14 protein-coding genes are annotated in these 14,318 nt (G+C 60.7%); 6 read left to right on the top strand and 8 right to left on the bottom strand.

All coding sequences use genetic code 11. The features are described from left to right. Positions 1 to 144: 144 nt before the first annotated feature. The 6 genes from ROE7235_RS10065 to ROE7235_RS10040 form a co-directional block, all read right to left on the bottom strand. Positions 145 to 864 (bottom strand): transferrin-binding protein-like solute binding protein, encoded by a 720-nt coding sequence (locus tag ROE7235_RS10065; protein WP_147434196.1) that lies wholly within the window; start codon positions 862 to 864, stop codon positions 145 to 147. 286 nt (positions 865 to 1,150) lie between these two features. Beyond that, entirely contained in the window at positions 1,151 to 1,528 is a 378-nt protein-coding gene (locus tag ROE7235_RS10060; RefSeq protein WP_121095228.1) for a hypothetical protein, read from the bottom strand. A gap of 122 nt (positions 1,529 to 1,650) precedes the next feature. Next, a complete protein-coding gene (locus tag ROE7235_RS10055) occupies positions 1,651 to 2,094 on the bottom strand; it encodes a thermonuclease family protein (RefSeq protein ID WP_121095226.1) in 444 nt (147 codons plus the stop codon). Then, positions 2,091 to 3,062 (bottom strand): cobaltochelatase subunit CobS, encoded by a 972-nt coding sequence (gene cobS, locus ROE7235_RS10050; protein ID WP_121095224.1) that lies wholly within the window; start codon positions 3,060 to 3,062, stop codon positions 2,091 to 2,093. The genes ROE7235_RS10055 and cobS overlap by 4 nt, the downstream gene beginning before the upstream one ends. A gap of 107 nt (positions 3,063 to 3,169) precedes the next feature. Next, positions 3,170 to 4,351 carry a cytochrome P450 gene (locus tag ROE7235_RS10045; RefSeq protein WP_121095222.1) on the bottom strand — a complete coding sequence of 394 codons (1,182 nt, stop codon included), beginning with the start codon at positions 4,349 to 4,351 and terminating at the stop codon, positions 3,170 to 3,172. Positions 4,352 to 4,353: 2 nt separating this feature from the next. After that, positions 4,354 to 5,739 carry a M20/M25/M40 family metallo-hydrolase gene (locus ROE7235_RS10040; protein ID WP_121095220.1) on the bottom strand — a complete coding sequence of 462 codons (1,386 nt, stop codon included), beginning with the start codon at positions 5,737 to 5,739 and terminating at the stop codon, positions 4,354 to 4,356. Positions 5,740 to 5,858: 119 nt separating this feature from the next. Between ROE7235_RS10040 and ROE7235_RS10035 the strand changes: the two genes are divergently transcribed. The 4 genes from ROE7235_RS10035 to ispG all read left to right on the top strand — a co-directional run bounded on the left by ROE7235_RS10035 (position 5,859) and on the right by ispG (position 10,218). Then, on the top strand, positions 5,859 to 6,254 hold the full coding sequence (locus ROE7235_RS10035; RefSeq protein WP_121095218.1) for a hypothetical protein: 396 nt from the start codon (positions 5,859 to 5,861) through the stop codon (positions 6,252 to 6,254). Between the two features lie 171 nt (positions 6,255 to 6,425). Then, a complete protein-coding gene (gene hemA / locus ROE7235_RS10030) occupies positions 6,426 to 7,649 on the top strand; it encodes a 5-aminolevulinate synthase (protein WP_121095216.1) in 1,224 nt (407 codons plus the stop codon). Positions 7,650 to 7,771: 122 nt separating this feature from the next. Continuing rightward, positions 7,772 to 8,986, top strand: coding sequence for a helix-turn-helix domain-containing protein (locus tag ROE7235_RS10025; RefSeq protein WP_121095214.1), 1,215 nt, complete (start codon positions 7,772 to 7,774; stop codon positions 8,984 to 8,986). A gap of 101 nt (positions 8,987 to 9,087) precedes the next feature. Beyond that, positions 9,088 to 10,218, top strand: a complete 1,131-nt coding sequence (ispG, locus tag ROE7235_RS10020; RefSeq protein WP_121095304.1) for a flavodoxin-dependent (E)-4-hydroxy-3-methylbut-2-enyl-diphosphate synthase — start codon at positions 9,088 to 9,090, stop codon at positions 10,216 to 10,218. A gap of 102 nt (positions 10,219 to 10,320) precedes the next feature. On the opposite strand, the gene tkt is transcribed toward ispG, so the two are convergent. Next, positions 10,321 to 12,339 (bottom strand): transketolase, encoded by a 2,019-nt coding sequence (tkt, locus tag ROE7235_RS10015; RefSeq protein ID WP_121095212.1) that lies wholly within the window; start codon positions 12,337 to 12,339, stop codon positions 10,321 to 10,323. 228 nt (positions 12,340 to 12,567) lie between these two features. Here tkt and ROE7235_RS10010 point away from each other — a divergent pair, with 228 nt between their 5' ends. Both ROE7235_RS10010 and ROE7235_RS10005 read left to right on the top strand, forming a co-directional pair. Continuing rightward, positions 12,568 to 13,065, top strand: coding sequence for a hypothetical protein (locus ROE7235_RS10010; protein ID WP_147434195.1), 498 nt, complete (start codon positions 12,568 to 12,570; stop codon positions 13,063 to 13,065). Further along, entirely contained in the window at positions 13,058 to 13,441 is a 384-nt protein-coding gene (locus tag ROE7235_RS10005) for a cell division protein ZapA (RefSeq protein WP_121095208.1), read from the top strand. The genes ROE7235_RS10010 and ROE7235_RS10005 overlap by 8 nt, the downstream gene beginning before the upstream one ends. Here the strand turns inward: ROE7235_RS10005 and ROE7235_RS10000 are convergent. After that, positions 13,433 to 14,098: an alpha/beta hydrolase gene (locus ROE7235_RS10000; RefSeq protein WP_121095206.1), complete on the bottom strand. Its 666-nt coding sequence runs from the start codon at positions 14,096 to 14,098 to the stop codon at positions 13,433 to 13,435. The genes ROE7235_RS10005 and ROE7235_RS10000 overlap by 9 nt on opposite strands. Positions 14,099 to 14,318: the final 220 nt, after the last annotated feature.

Here is a 14,318-nt window from a genome sequence, read left to right as displayed (position 1 = left end):
GCCGCCGGATCGCACAAGCGCAGGTCAGGAACACGCCAATCGCAAACTCGTGCGAGCGGCTGATCGAGGACCTAAACCCGTATTGGTGTGAAGCATCGCAGCGCGCGGGGAGGTTACGGTTCGCTACCGCGCGCCGGCCATTGCTCAGAAGCGCGGGGAGGGGGCCACGCAGTTGCCCTGATTGTACTCTGTGCAGCCCAGCATGATGCCGGTCATCCCGCCCGAGGCATTGCCGAAGCCGAATGTGCCAGCGGCTTCTTCGGCATTCGGCCCGTAGAACGCTCCGTCAAGTTCGCCCCAAGCCTGGGTGCCGTCATAGGAAAACACAGTGCCGTCACTATTGTAGAAGCGGCCGTCCGGGCCGATAACCGCACCCTCAAAGCCGGCCTCGATACGTACATATGCACCATCTTCGGCATCCAAAATAAACCCGCCAAAATCGGCCGACAATGCGCCGGATGTGAAATCAGCGGTCATGTCGACACGACCTCTCGCAGTTCCATCATACTGGACCCCGTCGCGAATCACATTGCTTCCGGCCTGATAACTGCCGCGATAGCCAACGCTTTCGCCGGGCAGTGTCACACTCTCGTCAGGGTTCATGCCCGGACCGGAATGGATCGTGACGAAGCTGTCCTGATCGCCTTCGGGCCCGTGACCGTTGATTGCAAAAGACCCCGCATAGGCGTAGCGACCGCTCAACTCGTTTACCAGCCAAGCGCTGTCAGCATTCACAACATCACATTCGGGAACGACCGCACCGCCGCCAGCACGCGAACATGTGACCGAAACACCAGTCAGATCGCCATTGTGAAAATCGACCCGCGCCCCGCTGACACGTCTGGTCTCGCCATTGTAACGCATGGTCGCCTCGACACCTGCGGCCGGCCTGCCACTGCCGGACACAACGCCACCGGAATTCCCCTGACCCGATTGGGGAAGCGTGTTTGGCTCACTGCCCCCGGTGACAGACGGGTCCGATGTTGGCGCCAAAGAACCGTCAGAACAGGCAGACAATAGTGCGACAGTGCAAACGAGTGAGGACAAACGAATAAGCATAGCGGGCAATCCTGATAAATCCGATTGCACTGGGTATGCTGGCTCTTTGTGGCCGCGTTAGGAATGAATTAAGGCCAAATATGGGAATTGTTTATTGATCGGCAATCGCTTGGGGGACCGGCACGACACGTTCAGCGCCGCCAAACCCCTCTACGCTGTCATGCGCGCGCACGCGGATTTCCGTCACGCTGGACGGTATCTGCAAAGCGGGCAGTGCACGGGTAAAGGGTTGCTCGTTGACATGCGGGTGGTGCAAAATGCGCGTGCCAAGAATTGCGCCATCCGGGTCCAGAACTTGCCATTTGTCGGCGTATTTGTCCCACCCCGTCTCGTCGGATGCGATGGTAACTGACACGTGGAAGCTGCCATCCGCGTTGCGGTCAATTTTTACCGCAACCACGTCTGCCGGGGCTGCGGCAATCGGCATTGCGGCGACAAGCCACAACAGGAGAGAGGATCGGACCACCATACCGGTGTCTTAGCATGTTCCGGCCAGCAAAGCCGTTCAGCTTTATGTGAAGTCCGGTTCACTGCGTTAACTATATAGAAACGGGTTCGTCCTAGAGTGACAGCATGACGCGATCACATCTTTCAGGCACACCAATTCCGCCGTCGGCCGCCATTATACGGCACCGCATGTCCTTCGGACACCATCAGCCGTGCGATATCGGTCCGGTCAAGGTACAGGCGGCCCAGCAGCCGCCCGTAGCGGTCCGTCCCGCTGAACCGCACGTCCACGCTGCGCGCTTGGCGCACCAGCGCTGTCAGGCGGCGGCTTGCCGCTTCGCCGCGCGCCCGCTCCGACCGGCATTTCGGCTTGTAGGTTTCGGGCGTGTCATATCCAGTCAGGCGCAAATTTCGCGACCCCGTGTCCGGACAGAAAATGCTGATCGTGTCGCCATCCACAACCCGGCGAATGCGGCACCCCGCCTCTTCGAACGCGGTCGTTTCCGCCCGCGGGCCCGTATCGGTGCCCGGCTGTGGCGCGACGCAGCCCGTCAACACCACCATCGACAGCAGCGCCGCATACCTCATCCCAGTGACATGCTGGCCGCCGATTCAGGCAGTTCCTCGTCAAAGCACCGTTGGTAGAACTCGGCGACTGTCTGGCGCTCCAGCTCGTCGCATTTGTTCATGAACGACAGTCGGAACGCGTAGCCGACCGACCGGAAAATCCGCGTATTCTCGGCCCAGTTGATGACCGTGCGCGGCGACATCACGGTGGATAAATCGCCATTCATGAATGCCGTGCGGGTCATATCCGCAACCGTCACCATCTGGCTGATTTCTTTGCGGCCGGCCGCCGTGTTATAGGCAGGGTTCTTCGACAGAACGATCGCGACCTCTGCATCGTGGCTCAGGTAGTTCAGCGTCGCGACCAGCGACCAGCGATCCATTTGTGCCTGGTTTATCTGCTGCGTGCCGTGATACAGGCCCGTCGTGTCGCCCAAGCCCACGGTATTGGCTGTCGCGAACAGACGAAAACACGGGTGCGGCGTGATGATCTCGTTCTGGTCCAGCAGGGTCAGCTTGCCGTCATGCTCCAGCACGCGCTGGATCACGAACATGACGTCGGGACGGCCCGCGTCATACTCGTCGAACACAATCGCCACGGGGTTGCGCAGCGCCCATGGCAGAATCCCGTCCTGAAATTCGGTGACCTGCACCCCGTCGCGCAGCTTGATCGCGTCTTTGCCGATCAGGTCGATCCGGCTGATATGGCTGTCAAGGTTCACCCGCACAGATGGCCAATTCAAGCGCGCGGCCACCTGCTCGATATGGGTGGATTTGCCCGTGCCGTGATAACCCTGCACCATGACGCGCCGGTTATAGGCAAAGCCTGCCAGAATGGCCAAGGTCGTGTCGGGGTCGAATTTGTAGGTCGGGTCCATCGCAGGCACGCGGTCGCCGGCCTCTGCAAAGCCCTTGACGGTCATGTCACTGTCTATCCCGAACACGTCGCGCACAGAGATGTCTTCGGTGGGCCTGCTGAGATCTGTCATGCCTATTCGTCCTGCGTTGGTGTGGCTGCGTGGTCGCGGAGGTGTTTGCTGCGCCACGGGTTCGCGCTTGTGTGAAACATATGCCGCGAAGGTTCAAGGGAAAGGCACTATCCGGCCCGTAGCATCAGCCGTTCCAAACCGTGAAAATGGTAGATATTCGCCATCCGCGGCGGTTCCGCCAAGGCAAGACGGGGCAATCGGGCGCAAAGCGCGTGCAATGCGTAGCGCAATTCCAGCCGCGCAAGCGGCGCGCCAAGGCAGAAATGCAGCCCTGCACCAAAGCCCGAATGCGCTTTGGCAGGGCGGGTCGGTTCGAAGCGATGGGCGTTATCCCAGTGGCGCGGGCAGCGGTTCGCCGCGCCCAGCAGGCAGGCGATCTGCGCACCGCGCGGCACGGTCACGCCCATCACGTCTATGTCGTCATAGGCCCAACGGGTGAACAGGTGCAGCGCGGGGTCAAAACGCAAGCATTCTTCTACCAGCGCATCGGTCACGGGGGCAGGCCACAGGTCATGCTCCAGCAGGGTTTTCACCGCCAGACCAAGGCTGTGCACCGTCGCCTCGTGCCCTGCGTTCAACAGCAGGATACAGGTGGCGATCATCTCGTCAGTGGAGAGCGTCTGTCCATCCTCTTCCGCCGCGATCAGATGGGTGATCAGGTCATCCGCCGGGCTGTTGCGCCGCGCGTCGATATAGCCGCGCAGAAACGTGGCGAATTCCGTGGCCGCTGTGGCGGCGGCCTCTTCCATCGCGCGGCTGCGTCCGGCCTGATACATGCCCACCATCGCATTTGACCAGCGCAACAGATCGGGGGCCATGCTTTCCGGCACACCCAACAGCCGTGCGATGATGATGACGGGAAGGGGTTGGGCGAACTGGTCGATCAGATCGAACTCGTGATTTGGCAGCGCATCTATCAACTCATGCGCCAACGTTTCGATCTGCGGACCAAGCGCCGCAATCCGGCGCGACGTAAAGGCCCGTAGCACCAACCCGCGCAAACGGGTGTGGCGCGGGGGTTCCAGCTCCAGCATCGAATGCGCCTCGACCGCGTAAAACGGGGTCAGGTGCGGTGGGATCGCAGGAGGGTCCAACGGCACCCGTCCGAAGCGGCGGTCGCGCAGCACCGCATTCGTGGCGGCAAAACCGGTGGTGCAGGGCAGGCTGTAGTCTTGCCAATACACCAACGGTCCAAGGCCGCGCATACGGTCATAGGCCGGGTAGGGGTCTTGCACAAATCGAACATCTGCCGGGTTTTGATGAAACACCGGCAGCGCATTCAGCCACATGCTCAAGCCTTTGAAATCGCGTCAATGATCCGCGCCCAAGACCGGATTCCACGATGGAAGCTGTCAAGGTCATACTTTTCATTTGGCGAGTGTATGGCGTCATCTTCCTTGGCGAAGCCGATCAACATCGAGTCCATCTCCAGAATGGACTTGAAATACCCCGCAATCGGGATGGACCCGCCGGAGCCGACGAACGCGGCAGGTTTGGGCCATTCCGCGCTGAGCGCTTGGCGCGCCGCCTCAAACGCCGGATGATCGGTGGACATGACCGACGCGGGCGAGGCGCCATGCTCGGCAAATTCCACGCGACAATCGGCGGGCACCCGCGCGCGCACGAAATCGCGGAAACTCTCACGCAGTTTGTGCGGGTCTTGCTGTCCCACCAGCCGAAAGCTGATCTTGGCACTGGCCTGTGCTGGCAACACGGTCTTGAACCCCGCGCCGGTATAGCCCGAAATCATCCCGTTGATTTCGCAGGTCGGGCGCGCCCAGATCATTTCCAGCGCGCTGCGGTCCTGTTCGCCCGCGGGCAGGCGCAAGCCCACCTGTCCCAAAAACGCTTCGGCATCAAATCCCAACTCTGCCCATTGTGCCCGAATATCGGCGGGCAGGTCGGGCACGTCATCGTAAAACCCCGGCACCGTCACGCGGCCTTGATCGTCATGCAAATCCGACGAAATGCGCGCCAGCACGCGCGCCGGGTTCATCGCAGCCCCCCCGAACATGCCCGAATGCAGATCGCGGTCGGCGGCGTGAATGGTGATTTCCTCGCCCAGCAGCCCGCGCAACATGGTCGTGATGGCCGGGGTTTCGGCGTCGTACATCCCGGTGTCGCAGATCAGCGCGACATCCGCCTTTAGCTGTTCGGCGTTCTGCTTCATGTAAGGCACCAAAGAGGGCGAGCCGCTTTCTTCTTCCCCTTCAAGAAAAAACGTCAGCTTTACCGGTAGACTGCCGTGTTCGGCCAGCCATGCGCGGCAGGCTTCCAGGAACGTCATCAACTGGCCCTTGTCATCGGACGCGCCACGCGCGCGGATCACTTTTCCGCGCGGCGTGTCCTGAACCTGGGCGTCGAACGGGTCGCGGTCCCACAGGTGCAGCGGGTCCACCGGTTGCACGTCATAATGTCCGTAAAACAGCAGGTGCGGGCCATCCTCTGCGCCGCCCGTCGCGACCACCATGGGATGGCCGGTTGTCGGGTCTTTGCGGGCCGAAAAACCCATTGCCGTCAAGTCCTTGACCAGCCAGTCTGCGGCGGCCTCAACATCGGGGGTATGCGCCGGATCGGTCGAGATAGACGGGATCCGCAGCAAATCCGACAGCCGGTCGAGTGCCTGTGGAAGGTCGGCATCGATTCGGGACAGAACTGGGTCGAGGGGGTCGGTCATTTCAGGCTCCGCTGACGAGGGTTTGACGAAGCGTAACACCTGCCGTGGGGGTGTCCAGACCTGCCATACAGGCTATAACGCCACGCGAAAGCCGGATTCGAGAGATGGAGTAACCAGAGATGTGGAAATGGGTAGCGGTCTTGGGCGCGGCAACCGCGATCGCCGGTGCGGTTCAGGCGCAAGAGGTGCAGACAGAAACCTACACGCTGGAAGGGGCACAGATCACGCTCTATCTGCATCCGTTTTTGTCGGATGAGGGGTTGGCAATGCTGCGCTTGGTCGGCCAGAATCGCGATGCGCTGTCGCTGTTCGTCCCCGAGGGCGCGCGCTTCGCGGCCATGGCGCTTGCCCCGGCAGATGGTTTGGTCGCCGATGGATTATTGGCGGAATCTGCGGTTGCGGTAGCCGATATGTCGGACCTGCCGACCGCTATAACGTCGGCCCGCGAGGGGTGTGACGCGGCGCGTAGCGGCGGTGATGAATGCGTTATCGCATTGGAAATAAACGCAGAATAACACGCGCGACGATTCGGCGCGGGCTCGGTTATTGTGCATTCGGCTGGAATTGATCTAGATCAAACCATATTCGCGATCTGCGTGCAAAATAGGCACAAGGGTAATTTGGTTTGCAAGAATCAAGAATATCTATAAAAGCGAATATACCAAGCTGATGCCAGGGAGTGGGTAGTGAAGTTCGAGACCGCAATTGATGCCGCCCTTAACCAACTTCATGTCGAGGGGCGTTATCGAACATTCATCGACATCGAGCGGCAGAAGGACCAGTTCCCCAAAGCTGTTTGGAGCCGTCCCGATGGCGAAAAGCAGGACATAACTGTCTGGTGCGGCAACGATTATCTTGGGATGGGGCAAAACCCGGTCGTTCTGGCGGCGATGCACGAAGCGCTCGACGCGACGGGTGCGGGTTCTGGTGGAACGCGCAATATCTCGGGCACAACCGCCTATCACAAGCGTCTGGAAGCGTCGCTCGCCGATCTGCACCAGAAACAGGCGGCGTTGCTCTTCACCTCGGCCTATATCGCGAATGATGCGACGCTCTCGACACTGCCCAAACTGTTTCCCGGTCTGATTATCTATTCAGACGCATTGAACCATGCTTCGATGATCGAAGGCGTGCGCCGAAATGGCGGCGCGAAGCGGATTTTCCGGCACAACGACGTCGCGCATTTGCGCGAATTGTTGGCCGCCGACGATCCCGAAGCCCCCAAGCTGATCGCGTTCGAATCCATCTATTCGATGGATGGCGATTTTGGCCCGATAGAGGCGATTTGCGATCTGGCCGATGAATTCGGCGCGCTGACCTACATTGACGAGGTTCACGCCGTTGGCATGTATGGCCCGCGCGGCGCCGGTGTGGCAGAGCGTGATGGGCTTATGCACCGGATCGACATCATCAATGGCACCTTGGCAAAAGCATATGGTGTGATGGGCGGCTACATCGCGGCATCTGCCAAAATGTGCGACGCCATAAGGTCTTATGCGCCGGGCTTCATCTTCACGACATCGCTGCCGCCCGCTGTGGCGGCGGGGGCTGCGGCGTCGGTCGAGTATCTGAAAACCGCGCAGCATCTGCGTCACAAACAGCAAGACCACGCGCGCATTCTGAAATTGCGTCTGCGCGGGTTGGGGCTGCCGATCATCGACCATGGCAGTCATATCGTGCCGGTTCATGTGGGCGACCCTGTGCATTGCAAGGCAATTTCCGATATGTTGCTGACGGATTACGGAATTTATGTGCAACCCATCAACTTTCCGACCGTCCCGCGCGGCACGGAACGCTTGCGGTTCACCCCGTCCCCTGTTCATGACAGCAAGATGATTGACCGTCTTGTGCACGCGATGGACGGTTTGTGGTCGCATTGTGCGCTAAATCGTGCCGAAATGTCTGCCTGACGTTTGTTAACGCTTCAAATCGAAGTGAAAACCCGTATAGTGATCTCAATAACGGCACGTAAGAGGCCGGATTTATGGTCATTTTGGCGCTAATGGGCAGACTATCGGTTAAAGGGCGGGCAATGAACTGGTTTGGCAGTAAACCCAAGACAGACCCGGAAGGTGGGTTCCAGCCAGCAGGCTTCGATGATTTCGAGGTTCGGCTGGGTGACATCATCCGTGGCGAGCGGGCGACTATGGGCAAGTCGCTTCTGGATGTGCAGCGAGAGCTGCATATTCGTGCAACGTATATCGCCGCTATTGAAAGTGGCGATCTTTCGGCGTTCGAGGCGCCGAGTTTCATCGCGGGCTATGTGCGGTCTTACGCACGCTATCTGGGGCTGGACCCGGATTGGTGCTACAAGCAGTTCTGCGCGGAAACCAATTTCTCGATCAATTCCGATCTGGACCGGAGCCAGCCCAGCAAGCCGCGCGCGGAACCGGTAACGGGCGGTGAATTTTCGCAAGGACTGCTGTCTCGCACGCGCTTGGCAGATGATCCTGACCCATTCTGGCGCAGGCTGGATGTTGGCGCGATCGGGTCAGTGGCCGTTGTGCTTGGCCTTGTGATCGGGCTGGGTTTTGGTGGCTGGACCGTCCTCAAAGAGGTGCAGCGCGTGCAACTTGCCCCCGCCGATCAACCTCCAGAGGTTATGGCGGATCTTGACCCAGTGATCACCGGCGCAGCGCCGCGCATGGACCGCGCAGATGCCAGCGCGATCACGCCGTCGGCAAACGATGTGGAGTCGAACACACGATTGCCGCGAGAGACTGCGCAAGGCGTTGTCCGCACCTACCAGCCTGAAGCGTTGGAAGCGCCGATCATGGTCGCGCGGGATGGGCCGATTGGTGCAATCCGGCCGGAACCCGAAACCCCGTCTTCGGCGGATGATATCGGCTCGGCCATTGATCTGGCACTGAACGAAGCCAATGGCGATGCGCCCAACGTGCAGGTGCGTCAAGATGGCCCCGCACAGGTCGAAGTTCTGGCCGTACGCCCAAGTTGGATTCGCGTGCGCGCTGCGGACGGCACGGTCCTGTTTGAAAAAGTTCTGGATGCGGGCGAGCGGTATGCCGTGCCGCAAACGGAACCTGCGGCGACCCTGCGCGCCGGGAATTCCGGGTCGGTCTACCTGATGGTAGACGGGCAGCCCTTTGGGCCGACGGCACCCGGCGCACAGGTCGTGGACCAGATTGCACTGACGCCAGAGGCCGTGACCGAGAGCTTTGCCACTGCCGATCTGAGCGGTGACGAAGACCTGCGCAGCTTCGTGAACGTCGCGGAAGTGCAGCCGTAAATTCCGCTCCAAGATATGATGTGTAAAGGGGGCGTTGCTTGTCGCAGCGCCCCTCTTGGTTTATGTTTCGCACGAAGCCCGCAACGCACAAGGTTTGCATGATGGACCACAACCATATCCGCCCGTGGCGCAACATCGAGCGCCGCAAATCCCGCCAGATCATGGTCGGGTCGGTGCCGGTCGGAGGGGATGCGCCGATCAGCGTTCAAACCATGACCAACACCGATTCCGGCGACGCAAAGGCCACGATCAAGCAGGTTCTGGACTGCGCCGAGGCGGGCGCGGATATTGTCCGCGTGTCGGTGCCGGATACGGATGCCAGCCGCGCGCTGCGCGAGGTGTGCCGCGAAAGCCTGGTGCCGATCGTGGCGGACATCCATTTCCACTATAAACGCGCGATCGAGGCGGCAGAGGCGGGCGCAGCCTGCCTGCGGATCAATCCCGGCAATATCGGGGACGCAACGCGTGTCCGCGAGGTGATCAAAGCCGCGCGCGACCATGGCTGTTCCATCCGTATCGGCGTGAACGCCGGATCGTTGGAACGGCATTTGCTGGAGAAATATGGCGAGCCGTGCCCAGACGCGATGATAGAGAGCGGCCTCGACCATATCCGCATCCTGCAGGATAATGATTTTCACGAGTTCAAGATCAGCGTGAAAGCGTCGGACGTGTTCCTAGCGTCGGCGGCCTATATGGGGCTGGCAGAGGCAACGGATGCGCCGATTCACCTTGGGATTACCGAAGCGGGCGGCATGATTTCCGGCACGGTAAAATCAGCCATCGGTCTTGGCAATCTGCTATGGATGGGGATCGGTGACACGATCCGCGTGTCGCTGTCTGCCGACCCGGTGGAAGAGGTCAAGATCGGCTACGAGATCCTGAAATCGCTGGGCCTGCGGCATCGGGGTGTGAACATCATCTCTTGCCCGTCTTGCGCAAGGCAGGGGTTCGACGTGATCAAGACCGTCACGATTCTGGAAGAACGGCTGGCCCATATCAAAACACCGATGAGCCTGTCGATCATAGGCTGCGTGGTGAACGGGCCGGGCGAGGCGCTGATGACCGATGTTGGTTTTACTGGCGGCGGGGCTGGGTCCGGCATGGTGTATCTGGCAGGCAAGCAAAGCCACAAGCTGAGCAATGAGCAGATGGTCGAACATATTGTCGAACAGGTCGAACAGAAGGCTGCCGAGATCGAGTCCGAGCGCGCAAAGGCGGAAGCCGCCGAATAGCGGGACCATGTGTGACCAAACGGAAAAAGGGCGGCCCTGCGGGCCGCCCTTTTAAGTCTATGCCACGGGCGGGGACGCGCTGACGCGCGTGCCCCCGCAAGGTCAGAGCAGGGATTTCAACTTGTCTGCCACGGCCTCTGCGGTGATACCAAGTTCTTTGTACAGCGTGGGCGCTGGGGCCGACGCGCCGAAATCATGCATGCCGACAAAGCCCGACTTCTCGCGCCGTCCGCGCTCGCCGAACAGCCAGCGATCCCAGCCGAAGCGAATGGCCGCTTCCACGGCCACGCGCACCGGACCGGCGGGCAGAACCTTGCGGCGGTAGGCGTCGGGCTGCTCTTCGAACAACTCCCAGCAGGGCATGGAGACGACGCGCGTGCCGATCCCTTCGGCCTGCAACAGATCGCGCGCCTGCATCGCGATTTCCACTTCGGACCCGGTGGCCATCAGAATCGCCTGGCGTTTGCCGTCGGCATCGGCCAGCACATAGCCGCCTTGGGCCGTCAGGTTCTTGACCTTGTGTTCGGTGCGGTAGGTGGGCAGGCCTTGCCGTGTCAGCGCCAGCACTGAAGGTGTGCGTTCACTGGTGAGCGCGAGTTCCCACGCCTCGGCGGTTTCGACCGTGTCGCAGGGGCGGAACACGTTCATATTGGGCGTGGCGCGCAGCATGGCCAGATGTTCAACCGGCTGGTGGGTCGGTCCGTCCTCGCCCAGACCAATGGAATCGTGGGTCATCACATAGGTCGCAGGCACCCCCATCAGCGCCGAGAGACGCATTGCCCCGCGCGCGTAATCGGTGAAGCACATGAAGGTGCCGCCATAAGGCTTCAGCCCGCCATGCAGCGACAGGCCGTTCATGGCCGCAGCCATGCCGTGTTCACGGATGCCGTAATAGACATAGCGGCCCTTGCGGTCCTCGAATGAAAACACACCCAGACCGGCGGTCTTGGTATTGTTCGACCCGGTCAAATCGGCAGAACCGCCGATGGTTTCGGGGCAGACGGTATTGACCACCTCCAGCACCATTTCCGAGGATTTGCGCGTTGCGACCTTGGGTGCGCTTTCCGCGATCTGCTTTTTGAAAGCGCGGATGGCGCTTTCCAGCTTCTTCGGCGCTTGGCCTGCCATACGGCGCGTGAATTCGGCCTGCTTGGTGCCCGAGAGCGCTGCGAAGCGGGTGTTCCAGTCTTCATGCGCCTTTGCCCCGCGCGCCCCGATGGCGCGCCATGCGTCCAGCACATCGGCGGGCACCTCGAACGGGCCGTACTCCCAGCCATAGATTGCTTTGGTCGTCGCGATTTCAGCATCGCCAAGCGGCGCGCCATGCGCGCCCGCCGTGCCTGCTTTTGCAGGGCTGCCAAAGCCGATGACGGTTTTGCAGTCGATCAGCACGGGCTGGTCGGAACCTTTCGCTTCGGTCAGGGCGCGGTCGATATCTGCCGCGTCATGCCCGTCGCAGGCCAGAACTTTCCACCCGGCGGCGGCGAAACGCGCGCGTTGGTCGGTGCGGTCTGACAGGCTGACGGAGCCGTCGATGGTAATGTCGTTGTTGTCCCACATCACGATAAGGCGGCCCAGCTTCTGATGGCCGGCCAGTCCGATCGCCTCGTGGCTGATGCCCTCCATCAGGCAGCCGTCACCGGCGATGACATAGGTGTAATGATCGACCACTTTCGGGCCGAATTCCGCGCGCAATTTCTCTTCTGCCATGGCAAAGCCCACGGCGTTGGAAATGCCCTGGCCCAAGGGGCCTGTCGTAGTCTCCACGCCCTCGACATGGCCGTATTCCGGGTGGCCCGCCGTGATCGCGCCCCATTGGCGGAAATTCTTGATCTGCTCTAGCGTCATCTGCTTGTAGCCAGTCAGATACAGCAGCGCGTAGATCAGCATGGAGCCGTGTCCTGCCGACAGTATGAACCGGTCGCGGTCCGCCCAGTCGGGCGCACTGGCGTCGAATTTCAGGTGCTTTTCGAACAACACGGTCGCGACATCGGCCATGCCCATCGGCATGCCTGGATGGCCCGAATTTGCAGCCTGCACGGCATCCATAGCCAAAGCGCGAATCGCGGTGGCTTTCATCCAATGGTCGGGATTGGCGGTTTTCAGGGCAGCGATATCCACGTCTGGTCTTCCTCGATCTGGAAAAAGGCGATGTTAGCGGTAGCATACCGCGGGGCGATCATAGGGCTTATGGCTTGTTGTGCAAGCAACGCAAGCCATGTGCCATGGTCCAAAACGCCCCAAGGTTGGAAAGCCGTTATTTTGGGGGTAGGTTTGCACGGCGTGGGTTGCCATACCCTGCATGGAATGATTCGGCCATGTGAAAGCGCCCAATTGGAAAGAGCCGACATGACGGACGTAAAACAGATCGAAACCCGCTTGTCGCGTGCGCTGGACCGCATATCGTCAGCGGCGGATAAATTGGCCAAGCCAGCGCAAACCGCCCCCGTGGTCGAGGCCGACCCAGACGCTGCCCGCCTGCAAGCAGAGCTGGAGGCGGAGCGCGCGAAAACCGCGCAACTGACCGAACGCGTGAATGCCGTGCGCCAGCGGCAGGACAGTTCCGTCGCGTCGATGGAGCGGCGGCTGGCGCGGATGACGGAACAGCTTGACTTGCAAAGCCTGGAGATGTTGCGCCTGAAGAAAGCCAACTCCAAGCTGATAGAGGCAAACCGACAGCTGCGCGAGGGGCATGAGGCCCAGGTGATCGAACCCAGCGCGATCAACCGTTCGCTGGTTGCGGAACTGGAAGCGCTGCGCGCCGAACGCGCCTCGGAGCTGGCTGAAATGGAAGATGTCTTGGGCGAATTGAAGCCGCTCATGGGTGCGGGAGAGCGTGATGCCTGAACAAACGATTACGATCGGTCACAAGGAATTTGCGGTCGCGTGCCAGCCGGGGGAAGAGCAATTCCTGCTGGCGGCCGCAGCGATGCTGGACACAGAGGCGCGCACGCTCTTGAACCAGATCGGGCGTGTGCCCGCCGAACGTATGTTGCTGATGTCTGGGCTGATGCTGGCCGACAAGACGGCGGCGGTCGAGGACAAGTTGAAAGATGCCGAGGCGCAGATCGAATCCATGCGCGAGGAAATCTCGCGCTTGCACGCCCGCCCGGCCCAGAAGGTTGAAGTGCCGGTTGTACCGCAAGATCTGACGGACGGGCTGGCGGAACTCGCCGCGCGTGCCGAGGCAGTCGCCGAAGATATGGAAAGCCGTTCAACGTAGCGCACTGCGCATCGCGGGGACGAAACCGGGTGTGTTGTAGATATCGTTGTGGCCGGCCTCCAGCCGGATAACATCCGCGTCCGACTGCGAAGCTGCCAATGCGCCGGAGCGGGCGTTCGGGATCACTTCATCGTTGTTTGCAATTATCAAGGTTAGCGGTGCTGCGCTGTTTTGCAGCGCCGCCTTTGCGTCAATCTCATGCGCAAACAGCCACCGCACCGGGACATAGGGCAGCGTGCTTGCCGCTACATGTCGCAGACTGTCGAACGGTGTTGCAAGGATCACATGCTCTAGTGGTCGGGCACCGGCCACATGGGCGGCAACCCCGCTGCCAATACTGAACCCGACCGCGATCACCGGACCTTGCAAGCTGTCACGAATGGCCAGCCCATCGGACATCAGCGCCGCGGCGGAAGGGGTGCCGGTGGACGGGGAATAGCCACGGTAGTGGTAAACCACCACAGTATGCCGCGGCGCGATCTGGTGCAGGAACAGCGCCATCGCCTCTGCATTCCAGGCATTGCCGGGAAACCCCAACAGTGTTGGTCGCGACGGGTCACGCCCGGCAATGCGCACACCCCGCAATATGCTGCCATCGGGGCGGGTCAGGTCCAGCCGCTCGGTCTGTGCAGGCAGTGCTGGCGGCGGGGCCACCATCTGCCGTGGAAACACTAAGGAATGTTGGAAAAATGCAAGTGCTGCTACAAAAGCTGCATATAAGGCAAAGCCACCAAGCAAGAATTTTACAAATATACTCCGAGTCCTGCAGAAGCCGAATTTGTTGACTTGACTGCTGGGTTTGGAACGATTCAGCTATTGCTTATGATCCGCCCTGACTTTCTTTCCTCACCAGCCCGCCTCGAGCTTGAGGCTTGCG

The organism is Roseinatronobacter ekhonensis, assembly GCF_900499075.1.
GTDB lineage: Bacteria > Pseudomonadota > Alphaproteobacteria > Rhodobacterales > Rhodobacteraceae > Roseinatronobacter > Roseinatronobacter ekhonensis.
This window is presented reverse-complemented; position numbering and strand designations above follow the sequence as displayed.